This window comes from Roseofilum sp. KMC-1, assembly GCF_057802075.1.
On the sequence record NZ_CM173605.1, the window covers coordinates 3,386,767 to 3,410,108 of the forward strand.

At 46.0% G+C, this 23,342-nt stretch carries 21 protein-coding genes and 1 CRISPR repeat array; of the genes, 8 read left to right on the forward strand and 13 right to left on the reverse strand.

Annotated features, from left to right (window positions below):
- The first annotated feature begins 6 nt into the window (after positions 1–6).
- Both arsB and arsC read left to right on the forward strand, forming a co-directional pair.
- The gene (gene arsB / locus AC3FZD_RS15600) at positions 7–1,152 is read left to right on the forward strand and encodes an ACR3 family arsenite efflux transporter (RefSeq protein WP_488736918.1); all 1,146 of its coding nucleotides are present in this window, start codon (positions 7–9) and stop codon (positions 1,150–1,152) included.
- Positions 1,153–1,168: 16 nt separating this feature from the next.
- The gene (gene arsC / locus AC3FZD_RS15605) at positions 1,169–1,570 is read left to right on the forward strand and encodes an arsenate reductase, glutathione/glutaredoxin type (RefSeq protein ID WP_488736919.1); all 402 of its coding nucleotides are present in this window, start codon (positions 1,169–1,171) and stop codon (positions 1,568–1,570) included.
- 280 nt (positions 1,571–1,850) lie between these two features.
- Here arsC and AC3FZD_RS15610 read toward each other — a convergent pair whose 3' ends face one another.
- From AC3FZD_RS15610 to AC3FZD_RS15620, 3 genes are read right to left on the reverse strand one after another with little or no spacing between them, the layout of a single operon-like run.
- Positions 1,851–2,594 carry a DUF5765 domain-containing protein gene (locus AC3FZD_RS15610; protein WP_488736920.1) on the reverse strand — a complete coding sequence of 248 codons (744 nt, stop codon included), beginning with the start codon at positions 2,592–2,594 and terminating at the stop codon, positions 1,851–1,853.
- A 30-nt stretch (positions 2,595–2,624) separates the two neighbouring features.
- On the reverse strand, positions 2,625–2,783 hold the full coding sequence (locus tag AC3FZD_RS15615) for a hypothetical protein (protein WP_488736921.1): 159 nt from the start codon (positions 2,781–2,783) through the stop codon (positions 2,625–2,627).
- Between the two features lie 23 nt (positions 2,784–2,806).
- A complete protein-coding gene (locus AC3FZD_RS15620; protein ID WP_488736922.1) occupies positions 2,807–3,784 on the reverse strand; it encodes an SDR family NAD(P)-dependent oxidoreductase in 978 nt (325 codons plus the stop codon).
- 286 nt (positions 3,785–4,070) lie between these two features.
- On the opposite strand from AC3FZD_RS15620, the gene ilvA reads away from it, so the two are divergent.
- On the forward strand, positions 4,071–5,582 hold the full coding sequence (ilvA, locus tag AC3FZD_RS15625; protein WP_488736923.1) for a threonine ammonia-lyase, biosynthetic: 1,512 nt from the start codon (positions 4,071–4,073) through the stop codon (positions 5,580–5,582).
- A gap of 164 nt (positions 5,583–5,746) precedes the next feature.
- On the forward strand, positions 5,747–7,450 hold the full coding sequence (locus AC3FZD_RS15630; protein ID WP_488736924.1) for a tetratricopeptide repeat protein: 1,704 nt from the start codon (positions 5,747–5,749) through the stop codon (positions 7,448–7,450).
- A 228-nt stretch (positions 7,451–7,678) separates the two neighbouring features.
- Positions 7,679–9,267: direct repeats of the CRISPR family, unit length 37 nt; unit sequence GTTGAAACCAACATAAATCCCTATTAGGGATTGAAAC.
- A gap of 62 nt (positions 9,268–9,329) precedes the next feature.
- Here AC3FZD_RS15630 and AC3FZD_RS15635 read toward each other — a convergent pair.
- Together AC3FZD_RS15635 and AC3FZD_RS15640 are read right to left on the reverse strand one after the other, a co-directional pair.
- Entirely contained in the window at positions 9,330–10,979 is a 1,650-nt protein-coding gene (locus tag AC3FZD_RS15635; protein ID WP_488736925.1) for a tetratricopeptide repeat protein, read from the reverse strand.
- A 38-nt stretch (positions 10,980–11,017) separates the two neighbouring features.
- Positions 11,018–12,490 carry a WD40 repeat domain-containing protein gene (locus AC3FZD_RS15640; protein ID WP_488736926.1) on the reverse strand — a complete coding sequence of 491 codons (1,473 nt, stop codon included), beginning with the start codon at positions 12,488–12,490 and terminating at the stop codon, positions 11,018–11,020.
- A gap of 232 nt (positions 12,491–12,722) precedes the next feature.
- Between AC3FZD_RS15640 and AC3FZD_RS15645 the strand changes: the two genes are divergently transcribed.
- The gene (locus AC3FZD_RS15645) at positions 12,723–13,487 is read left to right on the forward strand and encodes a pentapeptide repeat-containing protein (RefSeq protein ID WP_488736927.1); all 765 of its coding nucleotides are present in this window, start codon (positions 12,723–12,725) and stop codon (positions 13,485–13,487) included.
- Between the two features lie 2 nt (positions 13,488–13,489).
- On the opposite strand, the gene AC3FZD_RS15650 is transcribed toward AC3FZD_RS15645, so the two are convergent.
- The 8 genes from AC3FZD_RS15650 to AC3FZD_RS15685 form a co-directional block, all read right to left on the reverse strand.
- Positions 13,490–14,428 carry an ABC transporter ATP-binding protein gene (locus AC3FZD_RS15650; RefSeq protein ID WP_488736928.1) on the reverse strand — a complete coding sequence of 313 codons (939 nt, stop codon included), beginning with the start codon at positions 14,426–14,428 and terminating at the stop codon, positions 13,490–13,492.
- Positions 14,429–14,571: 143 nt separating this feature from the next.
- Complete coding sequence (locus tag AC3FZD_RS15655) at positions 14,572–15,465, reverse strand: DUF1822 family protein (RefSeq protein ID WP_488736929.1); 894 nt, start codon at positions 15,463–15,465, stop codon at positions 14,572–14,574.
- The gene (locus tag AC3FZD_RS15660) at positions 15,452–16,156 is read right to left on the reverse strand and encodes a sigma-70 family RNA polymerase sigma factor (protein ID WP_488736930.1); all 705 of its coding nucleotides are present in this window, start codon (positions 16,154–16,156) and stop codon (positions 15,452–15,454) included. The genes AC3FZD_RS15655 and AC3FZD_RS15660 overlap by 14 nt, the downstream gene beginning before the upstream one ends.
- A gap of 534 nt (positions 16,157–16,690) precedes the next feature.
- Complete coding sequence (locus tag AC3FZD_RS15665) at positions 16,691–17,089, reverse strand: DUF1499 domain-containing protein (RefSeq protein WP_488736931.1); 399 nt, start codon at positions 17,087–17,089, stop codon at positions 16,691–16,693.
- A 75-nt stretch (positions 17,090–17,164) separates the two neighbouring features.
- Positions 17,165–17,947, reverse strand: coding sequence for an ABC transporter permease (locus AC3FZD_RS15670; RefSeq protein ID WP_488740359.1), 783 nt, complete (start codon positions 17,945–17,947; stop codon positions 17,165–17,167).
- A 39-nt stretch (positions 17,948–17,986) separates the two neighbouring features.
- Positions 17,987–19,168, reverse strand: a complete 1,182-nt coding sequence (locus tag AC3FZD_RS15675; protein WP_488736932.1) for a GNAT family N-acetyltransferase — start codon at positions 19,166–19,168, stop codon at positions 17,987–17,989.
- 124 nt (positions 19,169–19,292) lie between these two features.
- A complete protein-coding gene (locus AC3FZD_RS15680; RefSeq protein ID WP_488736933.1) occupies positions 19,293–19,988 on the reverse strand; it encodes a RibD family protein in 696 nt (231 codons plus the stop codon).
- 97 nt (positions 19,989–20,085) lie between these two features.
- The gene (locus tag AC3FZD_RS15685; RefSeq protein ID WP_488736934.1) at positions 20,086–20,241 is read right to left on the reverse strand and encodes a hypothetical protein; all 156 of its coding nucleotides are present in this window, start codon (positions 20,239–20,241) and stop codon (positions 20,086–20,088) included.
- Between the two features lie 106 nt (positions 20,242–20,347).
- On the opposite strand from AC3FZD_RS15685, the gene AC3FZD_RS15690 reads away from it, so the two are divergent.
- From AC3FZD_RS15690 to AC3FZD_RS15700, 3 genes are all read left to right on the forward strand, one after another.
- Complete coding sequence (locus AC3FZD_RS15690) at positions 20,348–21,121, forward strand: RNA polymerase sigma factor SigF (protein ID WP_488736935.1); 774 nt, start codon at positions 20,348–20,350, stop codon at positions 21,119–21,121.
- Between the two features lie 186 nt (positions 21,122–21,307).
- Entirely contained in the window at positions 21,308–22,504 is a 1,197-nt protein-coding gene (locus AC3FZD_RS15695; protein WP_488736936.1) for a hypothetical protein, read from the forward strand.
- Positions 22,505–22,550: 46 nt separating this feature from the next.
- Entirely contained in the window at positions 22,551–23,303 is a 753-nt protein-coding gene (locus AC3FZD_RS15700; RefSeq protein ID WP_488736937.1) for an MORN repeat-containing protein, read from the forward strand.
- Positions 23,304–23,342 lie beyond the last annotated feature (39 nt).

Sequence of the window (23,342 nt, forward strand, 5' to 3'; positions counted from 1 at the left end):
AAGTCTATGACGAATAAAGTTAACCCCAAGGCAGTCAAAGCTGGAGGAACGCTCAGTATCTTTGAAGCTTACCTCACCCTTTGGGTGGCTCTTTGTATTATTCTGGGTATCATCTTAGGGCGTATCTTTCCTAGGGTCGCAGAAGCATTGGACTCGATGAGTATCTATAATGTTTCAATTCCCATTGCCATCTGTCTATTTTTCATGATGTATCCGATCATGGTAAAAATAGATTTCTCCCAAGCCGTGAAAGCCTCGAAAAGTCCAAAACCTGTGCTTTTGACATTAGTTATTAATTGGCTAGTAAAGCCCTTTACAATGCTGGTTTTTGCCCAATTCTTTTTAGGATGGTTGTTTTTACCTCTATTAAACTCAACGGAGATTATTCGAGGTTCAGAAGTAACCCTATCTAATTCCTATATTGCTGGGTGCATCTTATTAGGAATTGCACCTTGTACGGCAATGGTGCTGATGTGGGGATATCTTTCCTATAGCAATCAAGGGCATACTCTAGTTATGGTTGCTGTCAATTCATTAGCCATGCTTTTCCTCTATGCTCCCCTAGGAAAATGGCTGCTTTCAGTCAATAATTTAGTGGTTCCTTGGCAAACCATCGTCTTTTCAGTTTTAATTTATGTAGGTTTGCCTTTAGCGGCTGGAATTTATAGTCGTTATTGGATCTTCAAATACAAAGGAAAAGACTGGTTTGAGCGTCGTTTTTTACACTATCTGAGTCCCATTGCCACAACAGCTCTGTTATTAACTTTAATTTTACTTTTTGCTTTTAAAGGAGAACTGATTGTCAATAACCCCCTGCATATTTTATTAATTGCAGTTCCCTTACTTATTCAAACCAACTTTATCTTTTTAATTACCTATGTTGCCGGATTGAAATTAAACCTTACCTACGAAGATGCTGCCCCTGCTGCTTTAATTGGTGCAAGCAATCACTTTGAGGTAGCCATTGCCACATCCGTGATGTTGTTTGGTCTTAATTCTGGAGCTTCTTTAGCTACAGTTGTGGGAGTCTTAATCGAAGTGCCTGTGATGTTACTATTAGTAGAAGTTTGTAAGAAAACAGCTTTTTGGTTTCCGAGAAATCCAGAAAAAGCAACTTTACTCGATCCGCGCTGTATTGATTCTTTGAGATAGTTTGAGGTTAATTTCCATGAAAAAAGTCATGTTTGTCTGCAAAAGAAACTCCTGTCGTTCCCAAATGGCAGAAGGATTTGCTCGCACCCTAGGTAAAGATAAAATTGAAGTCACCAGTTGTGGTTTAGAAGCCTCCAGAGTTCATCCTACTGCCATTGAAGTCATGCAAGAAATTGGCATTGATATTACCGGTCAAACCTCCGATCCCATTAGTGAATTCAAAGCAGAAGATTATGATGTGGTAATATCCCTCTGTGGCTGTGGGGTTAATTTGCCCCAAGATTGGGTTTTACGAGAAATCTTTGAAGATTGGCAACTCGACGACCCCGACGGTCAACCCCTAGAGACTTTTCGCCGAGTGCGAGGGGAAATTAAGGAACGGGTAGAAGGGTTAATTGCTAATATCAAATCCGTTTAAACACTTGTCATTGTGACCACAGAGAAGCAATCGCCGAGACTAGGGAGATTATGAGATTGCTTCACTCCACTGCGTTCCGTTCACTTCGTAAACGCAATGACATAGTGTAACTGATTATTCGGATTTGATATAAATTTTAAAGTCATAGTCAGTCCGATTAATGGGTTAAGAAGCGGGCAAGATGCCCGCGCTCCTGAATACTTTGGATACCCCTCTTTTGTCCTTCTCCAAAAAAGAGGGGTAATTGCCTAGTTGTAGATCGGTTTGAACTGGTTTCGAGCTAGATTTGCTCTTGAAGCTCAGGCTCATCTTCAGGTAAAACTAACTTGAATGGCTTCCATAATATCCAGTTTTGGATATAGAGTAGTTTTCGCAAAGGACTTTTAATCACGACTAATAATAATCCAATCGACATTAAACACCAAACTGCGGGCCATTCATTAATATTATCGGTTAGAAGCCGAGCCAGGACTGGCCCCACCATAATATGGTAAACAGTAAACTTCCAAGAACCATAGAAGACAGGAACCAGAAAAACGGGAATAAAATACCCTAAATAAAGCCATTTTATATCGTTAAGAGGCGCTCCCCAAGCAATGTGCCAGTTTCCAGAAACTGAACATAGGTGTTCGCTGCAAAATGGAACATGGCCAATATCACATCGATTTGCCCATTCAAAGGGGTAAATCATCAGCAGTAGCATGATTGTACCGACGAAGCAGGTTCCATAGACAAAGGGACGAATTTGCTTATAAACTGATTCCGGTATGAAATGCATGGAAAATGCATTCACAAAAAAGGGTTGGAATGCAATATGCAAGCTTCCCAGTAGAGTTAAGACTTGGTTTAGAGGTAAACCACATTGATCGATGACTATATATGTGGCTGCCTGTAGCATTTCCATCAGGGAAAAATAAGCCAGAGGCATCCACAGTTTCTTGTCTTCGCCCTTGATGGCAATATATAGAGTGCTTGTAAACCCTAACGTTGCTAATGTTGCCGAAGCTTGTCCATTCCAACACATAATGGTCAATCCTGAATCGCTACACACATTCTAAACAAAAATTTCAGAGTTCGTTCGGATCGATACGGAGTTTTCGTCACTTAGTCCAAGATCGTACTCCTCGATCGCTGCTTGTGGATCTTTGAACGGTTCCCCATTGGGATAAAACACCGCTAAACCATCGGCAAACAACTCAAACCGAACTTGCAAAAGGGGAGAAGTCCAAGGGGGAATTAAACTTGTGGAGATTTCAGCACGCCAGAAACTAACATCCACCAGGGAACATAGAGACTCGGAAGCCAAGAGGAATAGGGACGTAACTGGGGCAGAACCATGGGCAAAATAAACTGTAAAGAACGCAAAGATGCCGGTTGATTTCCAGCTCGGTCTACAACACCATAGCGTCGGGCTTGTTCGGCGACAATCTGGACTTTTCCCGTGCGTTTTATGATGTTAGAATCAGCAGCAAGACAGGCAATTACCCGACCGGTTAATAAGGGAGTTTCCCAATTAAAACCATCGGCAAAAGGGTTACCTCTCTCTGGCAAAGTTCCACCTGATGCTTGCTCTTGGGCAAATTGGATGAATTGTTCTGTACCCACGATTCCCGGCCAAATGGAGAGGGAGGTAATGTTATGGGGTTTGAGTTCTAAGGCTAATTCTAAGGCTAGGCGATCGCAGCCCGTTTTGCCTACCCCATACAGCACCCCAAATACCGGAAACAATCCTCCCCAAGAGGACAGAGTACAAATCACTCCCTGTTTGCGGGGAACCATCATCCGCGCAGCATACACACTGGTAATATAATGCCCCCGCAATCCTACGTGATTCACCCGATCCCATAAGTTGGGTTCTAATTCCCAAAAGGCTTGACGGTAGGTCTCTCGAAGGGTGGAAACCGCAGAATAGGCATTATTCACCAACAGATCTAATTGTCCGTTTTGTTCATCAGCGATACGCTCGAATAACAGGCGCACCTGCTCGTCATCGCCATGATCCACTTGTACCGGAATGCCTACCCCACCCACTGCTGCGAGTTCTTTTTGGGTTTCTTCTAAACTTCCCATTCCTTCTGAGGAAGCATGGAGCGTTCTACCGGTAATATAAACGGTTGCCCCGGCTTCTGCTAACCCGGTGGCAATCCCTTTTCCTAACCCGCGAGAGGCTCCGGTAACTAGGGCAATTTTTCCTGCAAGTGGTTTTGATATCATTGTTTTCTGCGATTATTCCTATGTCCACAACAATTCTTCTGCTTTAATGGTAGTAGGCTTCATAGAATTGCTTGTATTTTCAGTAATAGGAAATAGGTACAATTGAGGCTACCTTAAAAATTATAACTCTTTTTTACGAGTGAGTACACCACAAATCTAGCATTTCTCTAATTTTACAACTGATATAATACTTCTCGTGAGTCCGATCGCCGATTTTGCCCAGAGGCTCGAAAGATGATATAATTAAATATTACCCCCCTTGCTCTTCGCCCCCTTCCCCAGATCCATGTTTTGTGATTATCTCGTCCAAATTCTCACGGCTCGCGTCTATGATGTTGCCCAAGAAACACCCCTAGAAGTGGCGAGCAACCTTTCGCGGCGACTGGGGAATCGGCTGTTGCTCAAACGGGAAGATATGCAATCGGTATTTTCATTTAAGCTGCGGGGAGCTTATAACCGGATGGCGAAATTGCCTCCAGAGCAGTTGACACAGGGGGTGATTGCTTCTTCGGCGGGGAATCATGCTCAGGGTGTGGCTCTGGCTGCGCGACATTTGGGAACCCGTGCGTTAATTGTGATGCCGGTAACGACACCGCAGGTGAAAGTGGATGCGGTGCGATCGCACGGTGGAGAGGTGGTATTATACGGTGAAACCTACGATGAAGCCTATGGCCATGCCCGCGAACTGGGAGCCGAGAAGGGGTTAACATTTATTCATCCTTTTAATGATCCTGATGTGATTGCTGGACAGGGAACGATTGGTATGGAAATTTTACGCCAATATCAACAGCCCATCCATGCAATTTTTGTCGCCATTGGTGGGGGCGGTCTCATTTCTGGCATTGCTGCCTACGTGAAACGCCTGCATCCAGAAACTAAGATTATTGGGGTAGAGCCGGTGGATTCGGATGCCATGAATCAATCCCTGAAAGCGGGAAAACGGGTGAGATTGCCGCAAGTGGGCTTGTTTGCCGATGGGGTAGCGGTGCGGGAAGTGGGTGAGGAAACCTTCCGCCTCTGTCAGCAATATGTGGATGAAATTATTCTGGTAGAGACTGATGATACTTGTGCAGCGATCAAAGATGTGTTTGAAGATACACGCTCCATTGTGGAGCCTGCGGGAGCTTTGGCGATCGCCGGAGCAAAAGCTTATGTAGAGCGGGAAAACATCCAAGGACAAACCCTCGTTGCCATTGCCTGCGGTGCGAATATGAACTTCGATCGCCTCCGGTTTGTGGCGGAACGAGCGGAATTTGGGGAACGCCGAGAAGCCATCTTTGCCGTCACCATTCCGGAAAAACCGGGCAGTTTACGCCGGTTCTGTGACTGTTTAGGTACGCGCAATCTCACGGAATTTAACTATCGGATCGCCGATCGCAGCTATGCCCATATCTTTGTGGGCGTGCAAATTAAAGATCGCTTAGATGCTGCCCAAATCGCTAAAACCTTTGAGGAAACGGGGTTTAAGACTCTAGAATTAACCGATGATGAGCTAACTAAAATGCATCTGCGGCATATGGTGGGCGGGCGATCGCCCCTAGCTGAACATGAATTAATATACCGCTTTGAGTTTCCCGAACGTCCTGGGGCGCTGATGAAGTTTGTCGCTTCCATGAGTCCAAACTGGAATATTAGCCTTTTCCACTATCGCAATAATGGTGCAGACTATGGGCGCATTGTCGTTGGGATGCAAGTACCGCCCCAAGAAATGGCAGAATGGCAAGCTTTTTTAGAGACTTTAGGCTATCGCTATTGGGACGAAAATCATAATCCTGCCTATAAGTTATTCTTGGGTTGATCGAGATCTGCCCCACTCCCCCATTCCCCCATTCCCCCATTCCCCCATTCCCCCATTCCCCCACTCCCCCACTCCCCCACTCCCCCACTCCCCCACAGAGGGCGCGAAACGCTGTATGCAAGCTGGATCGGTTTCATTCTCGCGGAAAATGGTTAATCAATCTTATGTCTACTGAGGAATTATTAAAGCAAGGATTGGGCTATCACCAACAGGGAGAATATGCCCAAGCGGAAGTGGTTTATGGGCAGATTTTGCAGCAGGAACCAGAGAATACTAATGTGTTGTGTTTATTGGGGATGGTAGCACGGGGACAGGGAAAGTTAGAGGAGGCGATCGCCTGTTATGAAACAGCCCTCGCCCTGAAACCCGATTTTGTTGAGGCGCGGTTTAATTTGGGAAATGCCTTGAATGCCAGTCAGAAGAGAGAAGAGGCGATCGCCTGCTATCAAAGGCTGCTAGAGCTACAACCCAATCATGCCGGAGCTTACAGCAATCTGGGGTTACTCTACCATCAGCAAAATCGGGTGGAAGAGGCGGAATCGGCTTATATGCAGGCGATCGCGATCGATCCCCATCAGGTGGAAAGCTTCTATAATCTGGGTAATCTCTATAAGGCGGGGCAGGACTTCGATCGAGCCGTTGCCTATTATCAGCAAGCCTTGAGCCTCAATCCTAATTTTGCCCAAGGGCTGCTGAATCTGGGCAATACCCTACAAGAGCAAGAAAAAGTTGCTGGAATTAACCTTAACCGTCGTCAAGAGGCGATCGCCTATTATCAGCGTGCTATCCAAGCTAATCCCAACTATACAGAAGCTTATTATACTCTCGGCCATGCCCTGATCCAACAGGGGCATATCGCCGAAGCTATCCTTGCTTATCAGAAATGCCTAAGATTGAACCCCGAAGAACCTAAAGCTTATACTGGACTGGCTTTTGCTCTGCTGAGTCTCGGTTTTCTCGAACAAGGGTTTAGTGAGTATGAATGGCGCTGGAAAACGGAAGAGTTCAGCGCTAGTAATCTGACTCAACCCTCTTGGCAGGGGGAAGCCCTAGGGGGAAAAACCTTGATGCTCTATAGCGAACAAGGGTTAGGGGATATGATCCAAATGATCCGTTATCTTCCTTGGGTGCAGGAACAGGGCGCTAAAATTATCCTGGAATGTCGCCCACCTTTGAAGCGTCTGTTTGCTACTTTGCCCTATGTTGAACAAATTGTTACTAGGGAAGAGACGCTACCCCCTTTTGCTGAACATGCCTCTTTCATGAGTTTGCCTTACCTGAGCAAGACTTCATTACAAACCATTCCGCCCCCCCTTCCCTTCCCTTTGCCGGATCTGCCGGTTAATCTGCTCCTTCCAGAAACGCCGGGTAAACGGAAAGTGGGGTTAGCTTGGCAAGGGAACCGGGAGCATCCTAATAATTATCTGCGCTCCTGTTCTTTGTCTGATTTAGCGCCTTTGTGGGATTGCCAAAAGGTGCAGTTTTATAGTTTGCAAAAAGAAGGTTCTGAAGGTGAGCATTGCCAGCAACTGGAGTCAACCTCTATCTATCCCTTTCATCCAGACTGTGAGGATTTTCTGGATACGGCGCAGATCATCCGGCAACTGGATATAGTGATTACGGTGGATACGGCGATCGCCCACTTATCGGCTACATTAGGCAAACCCACCTGGATACTATTACATTTTAGTTGTGATTGGCGGTGGATGGTTTTGCGGGTGGATAGTCCCTGGTATCCTACTGTGCGCCTGTTTCGGCAAACCCAACCGGGAGATTGGTTTACTGTTGTCTTTCAGGTAAAACAAGCGCTGGAGGAGGAGTATCTCGGCGGTGAATCACACCGCGATAACTCTATCTTTTTTGCCTAAAATCCGACGCTAGGGGGGTGTGGAAATCGCCCTTGGGTCTAAAATGGCTGTATCGCTTGCTCAGTCTGCCTTGCAGCGTTTTTGATTTTAAAGGTAGCGTCGGACTATACAGGGCAAGGGTTTCAGGGATTTCTGCTTGCTTTTTGGCCGCGGGTGAGCTATGATTAGGGGTGTGCGTCGGAAATGTACCTTGAAAACTAAATAGGGTAAGGGTCTCAGGAGCCTGCGGTTGAAACCAACATAAATCCCTATTAGGGATTGAAACTCTGTCCCATTCTCCTTTAGCATATAGTCGAAGTGAGTTGAAACCAACATAAATCCCTATTAGGGATTGAAACTATCGATTGCCGATATACGGGTGACCTAGCTATCAATCTCTCGTTGAAACCAACATAAATCCCTATTAGGGATTGAAACTCTCTGGGGCGGTGAAGAGCATCCCGCCAAATTGAGTCAAGTTGAAACCAACATAAATCCCTATTAGGGATTGAAACCCCATTGCCTTATCCGGAAAGTCCGGCGTAACTGTTGAAACCAACATAAATCCCTATTAGGGATTGAAACATTATCGACGATACTTCCATTGTTGTCGCACCGTAGTTAAAGTTGAAACCAACATAAATCCCTATTAGGGATTGAAACAAACAAGCGAAGGACTGGGCAAAACAGCAATTGATGTTGAAACCAACATAAATCCCTATTAGGGATTGAAACTTGTTGTAAATATCTCGGTCTGCAATCTCCATCCAGAGTTGAAACCAACATAAATCCCTATTAGGGATTGAAACCTCGTACCCACTCAAGAGAGCTACGAGCGTACTATCGTTGAAACCAACATAAATCCCTATTAGGGATTGAAACAAACAGGAGTGGATTCAGACGGGTCGAGCCATGTTGAAACCAACATAAATCCCTATTAGGGATTGAAACAGATATCATGAAATTGTGCCGGAATGTATGCGAGCGTTGAAACCAACATAAATCCCTATTAGGGATTGAAACTGGGATGAAAATTTATCCGGTGTTATCCTGGTTTGGCTCGAGTTGAAACCAACATAAATCCCTATTAGGGATTGAAACCCAAGAGGCTTTTTTGGTGGTAGCCAGCTCGATCGTTGAAACCAACATAAATCCCTATTAGGGATTGAAACATAAAGCGCTCGGCCTCTCGGATATGAAATCCGGTTGAAACCAACATAAATCCCTATTAGGGATTGAAACTTGTTGGCTTGCTAACCACATTTTACCAATCTCTAGGTTGAAACCAACATAAATCCCTATTAGGGATTGAAACGTACATCGCAAACGACCCAAGATAATAACCGTTTGCTGCGAGTTGAAACCAACATAAATCCCTATTAGGGATTGAAACACCTATTCTAATAAAACCTGACTGTGAGGGGCTTTCTGTTGAAACCAACATAAATCCCTATTAGGGATTGAAACAAATGGGCAGATGAGAATTCCTACAGATTGAATGGGGTTGAAACCAACATAAATCCCTATTAGGGATTGAAACTCAAGGTCGATGGTTTGCTGTTCGGTCTTTTTGACTACCCGGGTTGAAACCAACATAAATCCCTATTAGGGATTGAAACTTCCACCCTGTACTGCTCCCAGGCAATCACACGAAGGTTGAAACCAACATAAATCCCTATTAGGGATTGAAACTCCCTGAAATACAGCCTCCAGTCCATGGGATCGACGTTGAAACCAACATAAATCCCTATTAGGGATTGAAACAAAAGCAAGAGGAAACAATATGAAAATGACGATCAAGGTTGAAACCAACATAAATCCCTATTAGGGATTGAAACGAAAGATCCCCAACCCCCAATCCCCAATTCCCAATCCCCAATTCCCCAATACAGCGCGAACATCACTCACTTTCCCCAATACCCCAGGCTTCGAGTTGTTCCTGAATTAACGCCATAGGATAAACAACTCCCATCTCCGTAATCGCTGGAGTAAAGGGAGTCTCAGTTTCTGGGCTAACGACTCCCACATAGCCTAACATCGCGATCACCTGTCGATCTTCATTAAAAATGGGGCTACCTGCATATCCTTGGGCTAAATTAGCTGCAACCTTAACCCGTTGAGCATCAAGATCTAAATTGCCGCTCAGAGTTTGCCAAGGGTGAGTATTAAAAGGATGACCAATTAATTCTACGTCGCGATCGCCTAATTCCGTACTCACCTCCAACGGTTGAATCGTTTCAGGAAGCCCCGTAACTTGTAACACGACTAAACTCGTGGCCGCATTTTCTGGGGTAATATGCATCAGTTGGGCATTATAGCGGGGTAAAACTTCCGCATCCGTAGATTGAAAAAACTCCACCTGAATGCGATTATTTTCTAAAGAAGAAGCATAGGCGATCGCCTCCCGACTCGTGACAACCAGGGCGCGATCCTCCCTCCGCTCCACCACCCAACCCGTACCAACATTCACCCCATTAGGAATCGGAGTAATAATCCGGGCAATGGGGGCTAAAGCAGGGGCAGTTTCAGGCTCTTCTTCAGGCTCTTCTGAAGTTACCTCATTTTTGTCATCCGAAGCGTTAGACCCACCTTCTAGAGCCAATAAGCGCTGGGATTCAAGCAGATTGTAGTGGGCCAGCACCCCATTCGGATTTTGATTAATAGCGCTTTGATAAGCCGCGATCGCCTCTTTCCATTTCCCCAACTGTTGCCAACCATAGCCCAAAGCCGTATACACCCGGTAATCAGCTTGCAGCCTCACCCCCGCTTGGTAAACCTCCACCACTTGCGGCCAATCCTGTTGTTCATAATAAACATCGCCCAAACCAAAATAGCCAGAGGGATCGAAAGCATCCAACTGAATAGCACTTTTATAAGCCTCGATCGCCCGATCCAGTTGATTATTTTCTCTCAGAGCATTCCCTAAACCCACATAACTAGAAACATACTGCGATCCGAGACCAATCGCCTGATTATAAGTCGCGATCGCCTCCTCCACACTGCCCAACTTCAGCAGCGCAGCCCCCAAATCATTATAAACCGGTACAGAATCGGGCTTGAGCTTCAGGGCAATCCGAAATTGGGCGATCGCCTCCTCAAAACTCCCCAAATCCGCCAACACATTACCCAAATTCCAATACACCCCTGGCAAATTTGGATTTAGCTCAATCGCTTGTTCGTACTGAACTTTAGCCGCTTCCAACTGATTACTTTCTCGCAAAGCATTCCCCAACCCCACATAGCCAAAAGCATAATTCGGATCGACTGCGATCGCCCTCTCATAAGCGGCGATCGCCTCTTCCAATTTATTCTGATCGCGCAAACGATTCCCCAACCCCAAATAAGCCGGAGCATTATTCGGATCTTGCTCAATCACTTGTCGCCAAATTTCCTCAGCCCCTTGATGATCTCCCGCCTTTCGGGCTTCCTCCGCTTGGCGAAATAAATCTTCTAACCCTTGTCCCCAAGCCAACTGGGGACTTAACACCATGCCAAAACTTAACAGCATTGCCCAGATTTTTCTTAAATCACGCTCCTTTTGTTGAATCATTATCGTTATCCCCTAATTTCAATGGTCATTCTCTTCTTTTAAGCCACCACCCGCCAAATTTTCACCGTGCGATCGAAACTTCCCGTAGCCATGGTGTCACCATTGGCACTAATCGCCACCCCAACCACATAATTGAGATGATCCGTAAAAGTTTGTAATAAGTTGCCCGTCTGTAAATCCCACAACTTCACGGTAGAGTCATCACTAGCACTGGCGAGAATCTTATTATCAGCTGTAATCATCACCGAAGTGACGGCCGCTGTATGCTCGGAAAGCACCTGTTCGACTTCTCCTGTTTCCAAATTCCATAGGCGAATGGTTTGGTCACTACTGCCACTGGCTAACCGTTGACCGTCCGGACTCATGGCTACAGAGCGCACGCGATCGCTATGGCCAGTTAAAGTATAGAGTAACTCCTTGCGGTCTAAATTCCACACCTTAATACTTTGATCGTTACTCGCCCCACTAATTTTATCCCCTTGACGACTCATGGCGATCGAGCGCACGCCCCCCGCATAGCCTGCTAAGGTACTGGTTAACTCTCCGGTTTTCCAATTCCAGAGCTTAATCGTTTTATCCTCACTTCCTCCCGCCACAATTTGATGGTCAGGACTAATGGCTACCGTCCAAACTTCTCCAGAATACCCAGCTAAGGTACTCATTAACTCGCCCGTTTGTATATTCCAGACTTTAATCGAGTGGTCGCTACTGCCACTGGCTAAAATTTCTCCATCAGAAGAAATCGCGACGGATAAAACTGAACTACTATGGCCAGTGAGAGTGCGGTACAGTTCCCCTGTTTCCGCCTGCCAAAGTTTAATCGTGTGGTCATTGCTGCCACTGGCCACCCATTGGCCATCTGGGGAAATAGCGATCGCCCGTACCGGTGCATCATGTTCGCCTGTATACACACAAGAAAACAGTTGATAACTCTCTAGTCTAAAGGCTTCTATTGCTCTGCGGGCCTTAACCGAAGCACTGCGTTGCAGCAATAAATAGGCCACTCGTTTCATCTGAAGCGATCGATCCTGTAGGGCCTCAATCATTAAATCTAAGCCATCCGAGCCAATTTGAGCTTGGGCTAATTCTAGTAACTCCTGAGCTTGACTGAGTTCCTGTTGCAGTCGGGTTTGGGTTTGTTGCAACTCTAACAGAGTTTCTCCCCCATCCGTTTGATTGACGAATAAGGCCTGGAGTTGGGCTGGACTAATTCCCTCGATTTGCGAATATACTTGAGACAGTTGACTTTGGAGGAGCGATCGCTCTTGAGTCGCCAACTCTAACTGAGACTGTAATTCCCCCAGTTTCGATTGTAACCTCACCCGCGAGGCCAATTCCCTCGCCCTAGCCCAAACCCCTTTGGCCCAGGCCAAGCGCAAACGCTCTCGTTGCAGGAGGACTTGCAGGACTTGATCGGGAATAGACTCCGGGGTTAAATCCCAACCACAAGTTTTACAGAGTTTCGTGGTTCCTTCAATATAATCTGTACCACAAACAGGACAATTGGTCACAGACCCTCCCTAGGCGATTGGCAACAGGACAAACCATTAAATTTTACATCCGGGGCCCATAAACCCCATCCTTGAGACGTTAGCTTCAAAGCCAACCTCCTCTCATTTAAAATAAAGACTTCTCATCTGGCAAGCCTTTAGGTTCCTATACAACTCCACTTTCTCACGATCCGAAGGAAAGTCCACCTTGAGGAAAATCAATCCACTCCTTAGCTCGTTAGTCATCCCTGTTATGGCCAATCAAGAACATTTAGATTTACTTCATCAAGGAATAGATGCTTGGAACACTTGGCGCAAGAGCCATCCTGAAATTGTACCGGATCTTAGGGGAGCAATATTGAAAGAAGGAAATTTCAATGGCATTAATTGGAGTGGAACCCATTTAGAAAAAGCCAATTTAAAAGGGACATTTTTGTGCAAAGCGGATTTAACTGGGGCAATTCTTCGCCATAGTTTTCTGAGTGGCATTAATTTAAGTGACTCTAATTTAAGTCATGCTAATTTGAGTGGCGCGTTACTCAATCAAGCCAATCTCAGACGAGCTAATTTGAGTCATGGCATTTTACGACGCACCAATTTAAGCCAATCCTTTTTTACTCAAGCGAATTTATCCCATGCTAATTTATTTCAGAGTAATTTAATGGGCGCTTTTTTAAATCAAGTGGATTTTTCCCAAGCTAACTTGGTGGGAGTTGATTTAACTCAAGCCTTCTTAAATCAGGCTAATTTAACCGAAGCAGAGTTATTTCAAGCTGACTTGGAGCGAGCTTTTTTAAGTGAGGCGCTCCTGTGTCGGGCCAATCTTTCCCAAGCGAATCTTTACCGTGCAGATTTAAGTGATGCCAATTTGCGGGAAGCCGATTTCACTCGCTCTAATGTTCAGGATGTTACCTGGAAAGATACCATTCTTACTCATACAGAGTTTAATCATACTAAGGGAATTCCGGCACATTTACGCTTTCAGTTTAAGGATTTAGGCGCTTTGTTTCTGGATTAAGTCTATAGATTCGATAAACTCCCAATCTTAGACTGGAAAAACTCCTCTAAGGACTGACGGGCTAACTTTAACTCCAGAAGTTCAGCATCCATGAGCCGCAAACTGGCGATAAAATCATAGGGATTCCCTTGAACTTCACCCACCCAACAGCCGCGATCGAAAGCGAGATCAGGAATCCAGCGCTTAATCACCTCTAAAGTGCCGCCTTTGCCTCGCGCTTGGTAGGATTGCACTTGACCTAATAACTCATCTAAGGAGCCACAACAAATTAAGTTCCCTTGGGATAAGATGGCGATGCGATCGCAGACTTGCTCCACATCGGACAAAATATGAGAATTAAAGAATAGGGTTTTGCCTTGTCTTTTCAAGGATAGAATGATCTCGCGGATCTGATAGCGGCCAATGGGGTCTAACCCAGACATGGGTTCATCGAGAAAGACGACTTCTGGATCGTTAATCAAAGCTTGGGCAAAGCCAATACGCTGTTTCATTCCCTTGGAATATTGGCGCAGTTGTTTATTTTTGGCAGTTTTAAGATCTAATCCCACTTGTTCTAGAAGCTCTGGAATACGGGTGCGAGTAACCGTTGTGGGAATTTGGAATAAGCCCGCCGTAAACTGCAAAAACTCCCAACCGGTGAGATAATCGTAGTAATAGGCATTTTCGGGCAAATAACCAATCCGTTGCTTGATCTGGCGATCGCCCAAAGGACGACCCAACAGTACCCCCCGTCCAGAACTGGGGCGAGCAATTCCCAGTAACGTCTTCAGGAGCGTGGTCTTTCCTGCCCCATTGGGCCCGAGTAAACCAAAAGTTTCTCCTGGATACACCCTCAAAGAGCAAGATTTCAGGGACTCAATCTTCTGGTTTAACCAAAACCCTGTCCGGTAAACCTTACTCAAATCCCAAGTTTCAATAATACAAGCAGTGTCTTCAGTCATAGATCGCGTTAAGGAGTCAAAAGTAACCATCAACAAGCAGGGGCAGGTTGGCCGACTCTCTTCATTTCCCACCCATAACTTTTGTAAACCTGCCCCCAGCTAACTTTTTTTCCCTTAAAGTCTAGCTTGTTCAGGCGCTTGCTCTAGATCATAAACCATTCAGTCAGACTAATATCCCCAAGGGATACTTTGATGGAAAAGCGATCGCCCGTTTCGGCGCTAAAATCCAGTTGTATAGATTTTGTACTCCGAGAAGAGGCTTGCATCACCACCTCATCTCGATCGTCTAAAATGGTCAATTGTAGATCTGGGGGTAAATGGGATTGGTTCCCTAGGGGATAAACTTGAACAGAAATATCAAACTCTTCCTGCACCATCGGATGAATACCGACAAATAATCCAATTGGCTCGCCATTGGGGTCTAATTGGAGCTTTTTTCCTCGTTCGCAGAGGGTAGGTGCAGAGGGGATAGGACTAGGACTTCTAAAAGCGAATTGGGGTTGGGATGACCAGAATTCCCTCCAGATTTGCCAACCGGATTCCACCATGTCATCTAACCATTGGGTGAGTATCACTGGATGCAGGTGTTCCAAGAAGGTGTCGAGGGCATGAAATTCAGTTAAGGGGACTTCTGAGCGATAAGCATGGGGGAGATATCCAAGAAGGGTAGCTTCGGTGAGATCTGCGTTCAGTTGAACCGCAATATACGCCAGGCGATCGCCCCAGGTTTCCGGTGGAATAATACACCTAGATTCTCCGGGCAACACCGGACGGCATTCTACCCGACCTTTGCCCTCAATCAACAAGTCTGCACTATCCGATAGGGATTGGAAAATGGGATTACTACTGTTGGAGTCTTCCCAATTGGGAGCGAGATCCAACCATTCTAAATAGGTTTTCACTGCCTGGATCGCTAAGGTATTCAAATAGACCTGTTTGCCCTTACGGGGATCGGCTTGAGTATGGGCAGATTTGGCTGCCTGCTCATGGGCAATTAGGGTTAAGGGGATTGCCATTTTCGGATTAGTTTTCATCATCGTTCGAGTTAGGGAGAGTTTGGGTCAAAATATAGTCTTGGATTAGGGCAGAAAATCGAGCTAAACACCGGTGATAAAACCGATTGAGCGTTGCTAGAGAAATGCCCAATTGATCGGCTATTTCCTGCCAGGAGTAGCCCTCAATAATTCTGAGGGCAAGAAACTGGAAGTGAGCAGCAGGTTTACCTACAATATGGGTCTGCTTAAAGAGTCCATCTGGATCGGCCCGAATCCAGGCAATCACCTGTTCCGAGAGTAAGGGCATTCGTTCTGGATAGATTTGTTCTAAGGTGACCGGATTTTCTGGCTGATTGAACTGTTTTTCTAAATCATCAAGGCTAAGTCGTTGTATACCCCTGGGAACGCTTTGCAATACCCAAGAAGAGGCTTCAATGAAAAATCGTCTGTCTAGAAGATAGTTCGCCCATTGTAAGACTTCGCCTCTGTCGGGATCGTAATCATCGATTCGGGAGCAAAGATGATAAAAAAGTCGCTGTTTTGCTTCTATATAAATCTCTGCATAGTGGTTTTTGAATTGATTGCGTCTGGGTTTTACAAGTTGATTGGAGCCGATCAGAATCCGGAGCAGTTTTTCCAAAAGCCGCTTTCGGTGCAGACTTTTGGGCGGCTGCTGTTTGGCGGCGATCGCCAATTCTCTTAACATTTTGTCGAACTCTGGTAAGTCTGACATGCTTTCCGCACTCATGAGAGAACCTCTAAGATCGAAGTGCTGCATGACACCTCTATAGGGTTCTCAGTTTTTAAGGGCGGTTTTTATGCAGACTTTACAAAAATTTACATTTTTAGGGTTTAATGTTAAGTTTTATTGCAATTTACCAGGGTTTTGCATAAAATTACCGTGATTTTCCTGAGAGATCTAATGAAGGCTTCATGAAGGTTTCACAGTTTTAGTATTCTCTAGGAGTTCCATCCCATGGTTTTCATTCGCGATATTGTCAAGCAAACCCAAATGGCAGGATACCTCTCACGGAAAAATGAAGAGCAGCTTCGGTATCTTCTCCAATGTACGCGCTGGGGAATGGGGGAATGGGGGAATGGGGGAATGGGGGAGTGCGGGCATCTTGCCCGCTAGTTTAACTCATTTTCATGTCCGCTTGCGGAAACCGGACTTGAGATTACACCTTGGATCTAACTCAGGCTCGCCAGTGTTCCCCATTCCCTGTTCCCCACGGCGAAGCACATAGCCTCTTAACCAAAACTGACGTTAATTAAACAAGCTGCGAATTTCTTCGATGCGTTTGCGGTTGACTCCTAAATCCGATTGCCCTAACCGGGAAGCGGAGCGCACCTGGATCAGTTGGGCATTTTGATCGACATAAAATTCCGCATCATCCACATAGCCCATCAGTTTGCTGGTAAACTCAGCATAAAGATAATTCTCCGATTCAGTAATAATGGCGGTTCGGGGCATTCCTTGGATAATAGATTTTAATTTATTGACTGCTTCTGAAGGAGTGCCAGCATAAGAGAAAGGCTGAATATAATGTTGAGTATCGGTGGTTGAACATTGGCTACAAACGCAATTGGGAGAGGATGGACAGGGGGCGAGTTTTCCATCTTTAACCCCTAGATTTGTGGGACGTTTTCCAGAAAATGAGAACATAAATTAAGGAGATGCTTGTAAATAGACAACAGATTCATGCTATCATCACCGGAATAATTTTTAATTTTTAATGGATTAACTAGAGGCACTGGTATAGTAACGTAGGGCAAATTTCCAGAAGGCATTAGAGAAAATTAAGAGGGCGATCGCCAGTCCCAGGGAACCGATTAGCCAAATGATGTTGATTTCCCCTAACAGGGCTTGGGTGGGAACGGTAGTTAAAAAAGTAACGGGAATGACAAATGTAAAGAAAATCCGGTAAGCGACAGGATAGGCGACGATCGGATAGCGTCCCGCATCTAAAAACGCTCTTAGGACTTCCGTTATGTTATAAATTTTGACAAACCAGACGCTAGTTGTACCCAAGAGAAACCAGAGACTATACAGAATTAGAATCCCGAAAAACAGGGCAAATAAGCCGAAAATAAAGTCAGATAGGACTAAATTCAGGCGATCGCCAGCATAGAGAATCACTCCCAAGCCTAAAGCCACATCGGGTAATCCCCAGGGGGAAATCATCCGGGTAGAGAGCCAAAATTGGCTGCTAATGGGTTTGAGCAAGACAAAATCTAGGGTTCCTTCTTCCACTTGGTTGACAATGCGATTGAGATTAGGGGCAAGAAAGGCATTGGAGATGCCTTGCAGCAGGGTAAAAAATCCCATGACTAATAAAGCTTTTTCCCATGACCAACCGTCAAAAGTGTAGCCGGTTCGGTAAAATAGGAATAGGCCAAAAATTCCGCCCGCGAGATTACCGAGACTGGTTAAGGTGGCGATCGCAAAATTGAGGCGATATTCCAACTCAGCCGCGATGGATGTTGCCCAAAATAACTGAACGATCTTAAAATACTGCATTATTTTACCAATTCCTGATGACTCATTACCCCACGAAGCACATTAATAAGGATTTTGAACCCATTCTTGATTTTGATTAAAGGGTAGCTCTTGATTAATAGCATCAATTTGTAATTGCTCCGCTTCATTAATTTGATCGATGTGAGTTTTCATAATCTGCATTAAGCGCTGATTGTAAAATCGATGCAGGCTATGGTGGGGAGTCGCTGGAAACCCGCGCCGCTTCTTGTGTCTGCCTCCAGCACCGGGATCGAAGCGTTGAATCCCGTTGGCGATCGCCCACTCAATGGGCGTATAATAGCAAGCGTTAAAGTGTAGACAATCAAAATCTTCAAAACTGCCCCAATAGCGTCCATAAAGTTGATCGCCTTTCGTCACACAAAACGACATCCCCACCGGTTGGCGATCGTTTCCTTCCCGATAAGCCGCACTTAAAACCAGGCGATGGCGATAACCATCATACAGCCGCTCAAAAAACGTCTTGGTTAAATATTTGCTCCCCCACCAGCCAAATTGATCGCAGTGATGGCTATAAAATTGGTACATATCCGAGAGCAGATGATGGCTAATCTCTTCTCCCCTATGGACTTTCATCGTTAATTGCGCTTTCTCAACCGCTTTACGCTCCCGCTTAATATTGCGCCGTTGATTGGCATTAAACATACCCAAATAATCATCAAATGTCTGGAAGCCTTGATTATGCCAGATACTGCTATGGTGCAACCAAGCAGAAAATCCATATTTTTGAATCATCGGTTTCCATTTGGGGTCAACATAGAGGAAATTACAGCCAGAAATATTATGGCGATCGCAAAATTGATCGATCGCCCCTACCATCATTTCTGTTAACTTATCCTCATCCTCAGCCAAATCCACCAAAAACCGATAGCCCAATGCTGGCGTAAATGGACTCATCCCCAACAGTTTCGGATAATATTCAATCCCTAGACGATAAGCCAGATCTGCCCATTGGTGATCAAAGACAAACTCACCATAACTATGACCTTTAACATATAAAGGAGCCGCAGACACGAGGGTATCCTCTCTCCACACCGTTAAATGGCAAGGCTGCCAACCCGCTTGCACTGTAGCACTACCAGAGGACTCCATATTGTGCAACCATTCCCACTCTAAAAAAGGAGTCTTCAACGGTTGCGCCAGAGCATCCCATTCAGGTTGAGGAACTTCAGAAATTTGTGAAATCCAACGAATTGAATATCCCATAAATTAATTAACAATGAACAATTAACAATTAACAATGAACAATTAATGGGTTATTCCTCCCCATCTCCCCATTCCCCCATTCCCCCATTCCCCCATTCCCCCATTCCCCCATTCCCCCATCTCCCTAACCTAACCGATAGTGTAAAAACACCTCTTGCCCTACAGGGTGAGCAGAGAGCAGAGTTAAAGATTTAGGTATACTTAAGCCTAACCCATCGACTGGAGTAGGGGCAGTTGCGCCGCCTAAAAGCACTGGACATATGGTTAACCATAATTCATCAATCCAATCTCCAGCCAGTAAACTGGCTACTAGCGCTCCTCCTCCCAATAGAGCCAAGCGCTTAATCTTCAGTTGGGCAAGCTTGACAAAAATTCCACTCCAATAAAAGCCCCCTTCATGGGTAGGAGCCGTGAGAATGTGGTCAAATTTGGGCATTAATTCCCGTTGATTTTCCCAAGGAATAGCTCCCTCTGGGGTGGTGAGAAGCCATCGGGGAACCGGTTGTTGAAAAAAGCGACAGGAAGCATCTAGATTACCCGTCTGGGAGACTACAATTTGTACGGGTTGGGGCTGATAGTATTGTTGCTGGCGTTGGCGTAGGAGTTGGGGATCGCTAATACTTAGGGTGGTTCCGTAAGCGCGAAGAGTTCCCGCACCAAATAGAACCGCATCGACTTTAGCGATTTGTTGTTCTAGATGGGCTTTATCGATCGCCGAGCCAAACCGAGCCGGAGAGCGAGCCACGTCTGAGATTTTACCATCGGCGCTCGTGGCGAGAATAGCTGTAATGTGGGGGCGATCGACGGCAGAACCAGTCATAAGATAGGAGTAAGGACTTTTACGAAGTATACAATATGTTGCTTTATGTTGCCGTTGGCAGAAATTAGCTTGCCTTCAGGTGAAGATTCTTGATAAGCTAGGAATGGGAAAATAAACCAACTCTTGGCTCAAGCTTATTCCCTTCAATTCCCAGATCGGAAGCAGGGTGCAAGCGATCGCGAATAATCCTTACTCTAGAAACTGTGATAAAGAACACAGTCGGATCGCTACTGAAGTCATAGCCTAAAATCATAAAAACATTTAAAATAAAAATATAGTGGTATATTAATTGTATTTTTGCATGACCTCACCATTTATTTCTCAACCTTGAACCAATCTACCAAAACCCAACTGAGATTATGACAACTTCAGCTTCCCAAAATTTTAAAAATGAAAATATTGATTTGCTCTCTGCTTATCAACACCAGCCTTCCCTAGAATTGCGGAATAAAATTGTCAAATCGAATATGGGTTTAGTGAGGAAAGAAGCCCATCACTGGATGCACCAATGCAGTGAAGGGTATGATGATTTACTTCAAGTTGGGTGTATTGGTCTGATTCGCGCCATTGAACGGTTTGAACCGGGTAAAGGCCATGCCTTTAGTTCCTTCGCCATTCCCTACATTCGCGGCGAAATTCAACATTATTTACGCGATCGCAGCAACACCGTCCGTATTCCCCGACGCTGGTTAACCATGCAGCGCCAAGCCGAAACCACTATTCGCGATTTGCAAGTGCAACTCAACCGCTATCCCAAAGACACCGAAATCGCCCAAGCCATGGGCCTATCGGTAGAAGAATGGCAGGAAGTGAAGCTTGCCTCTAAAAACCGCTCCCTCCTCAGTCTAGATGCCCCCGTCAGCGACGAAGGCGAACAAGCCACCAGCTTAGGCGAACTGGTTCCCGACCATCGCTATCGCAGCTTCCAGTTAGCCCTAGAAGACCAAATTCGCCTGCAACAAGCCCTAGTGAAACTCGAAGACCGCACCCGCAAAGTCTTAGAATTCGTCTTTCTCTATGACCTCACCCAAAAAGAAACCGCCGAACGGATGGGGATTAGCGCTGTGACGGTCTCTCGTCAGGTGAAAAAAGGTCTAGAACGGTTGAAAAAAGTGATGACCACGGAGATCTGAAAGCCGTTTCGATCCCCCTAAATCCCCCTTAGAAAGGGGGACTTTCTTGATTCCCCCCTTTTTTAAGGGGGGTCAGGGGGGATCTTTAATTCTGGTCGTTCCCTAAAAATCAGCCTAAAATGGCAGTACCATTAACCCAGTAACTCAAATCGCCAGCTAATCGTGCTAAATCGTGGGGGGTTTTCCATGCGTCCATCGTTCTTACTCCTATTTCTGAGCGTCTTAACGCTAGGCTTATCCAGTTGTGGTTTCTTCGGTGGGGGAGGAGAAGACCCGGCCGCTGAAGCGCCCCCACCGGAACCCGTAGCGGCTGCCCCCCAAACCACCCCAGCAGAAGTATTTCCAGAAGAAGAACCCAAGGCCGAAGAACCGCCAGCGCCCCCTCCCCCCCAATCCGCTCTGGAACAATCCACCAATGCCGAACAGCGCGTTCAGTCAGTGGGTAATACCACGGGGAAAAAAGACCCTTTTAATCCTCCGGGGATTATCGTTACGGGGGGTTCTGGTACAGGAGTTGCGGAAGGTTCTGGCACGGGAGAAGGGGGGCCAGCAGGAGGTTTGCCAGCGATCGAGATTGTCGCGCCCCCACCGCCAACGCCCCCGAATAATGCGGCTGGGGGAGGTGGTTCAGGTTCCGGTGTCCGTGGCGGTTCAAGGACGAGAGCAGCAGTACCAGCGATCCCTAAAATTACCCCTCTCTCCATACCCGAACTGCCCCAAGTGGAACCCCCACCGAATTTAGGCATAAATCCAAGGTTTCGACCGGTAGTGGCTCAAGTGCCCTTTAATCCGGGGCCACCTCCTCCGAATACGGCTAGAGCGGTGGAAGTGTCGGCAGTGGTACAAGTGGGCCAGGTGGTGAAGGCCATTGTTAAATCTCCTGGCGAACAGAGTCAGTATGTAGGCGTTGGGGAATATATTGGCGGCGGTTCGGTGTATGTGAAAGATATTAATATTTATACTCCGGCTGAACCGGTGGTGATTTTAGAAGAGTTTGGGCAAGAAGTGGCTCGTGCAGTCGGTGCTGCTCCTTTACCCCCAGAAACTCCTCCCCAACCGGCAGGAGGGCCGGTAGAAACGACGGTTCGCGGTGTGCGACTCGGAGATGTGAAGTTAACGGAAATCTCAGGTGGATTCCTGATTTCAGGAACTCTGCAAAATATTGGCGACGAAGATCTAGAGGTTAAACGCCTGACCTTGCAACTTCAGGAAAAGGGAACTGGCACAATTGTTACTGATATTGATATTAATGTAACCGCTAATCTCAAGCCTGACCAAAAACGGGAATTCCGGGTTCCGCGTACAGGATCTAATGTCAAAGCTGTAGTATTGGGGGGGCGTGATGCCTCTCAATTGGTCGCTATTCTTTTAGACTGGGAGTAAGATTATGGGGGTACTGATAAACAAGAATCAATCCTGCCTAAACCTTATGGTGAGATGCTTAAAAACCTTGGGATATTCGGGTTTAGCTGCCTTGAGTTTAAGCTTTGCGAGTGTAACACTGATGACGGAGGGAGCGATCGCCCAATTGGGAGGAGATTCCCTGGGGACTCCAGATGAAGAATTAATTCCCTCTTGCGTCCCTGACATTGCTGATGGGGTCGCTAAATGTAATTATCCCAACGGAGATAATTATCAAGGGCAACTTCGGGGCGGATTACCCAACGGTCAAGGGGTTTATGTTTATGCAGAAGGCGATCGCTATCAAGGAACATTTCTGAACGGTAAACCCCACGGTCGAGGAGTCTTTCTTAGAGCCGACGATTCTCGTCTAGAAGGAGTCTTTGAAAACGGAATTTTAAAGATTGGCCGGGCCGTATTTCCCGATGGCCAATACTACGAAGGAACCTTTGAATTAGTAACGAACATTGGTACAAATGTCACCAGTAGTCAACCAGATGGTAGAGGACGGTTTGTTTATCCCGATCAAAGTCGCTATGAAGGGGAATTTTTTGCCGGTCAACCTTTTGGTCAAGGTACGCTGATTCGTCCGGATGGAACCCGTTGCCAAGGTCGGTTTTACAATGAAGGATTAGATGCGAATGTTCAATGCGTCTTTCCTGATGGCACAAGATACGAAGGAGAATTACGCGGTGGCATTCCCCATGGACAGGGTGTAATCATTGCTCCCAATGGTCAACGCACCTCTGGACGCTTCCGCGATGGTGAATTGGTCAATTAATCTAGTAGGGGCGGGTTTCAAACCCGCCCCTACAAAAAT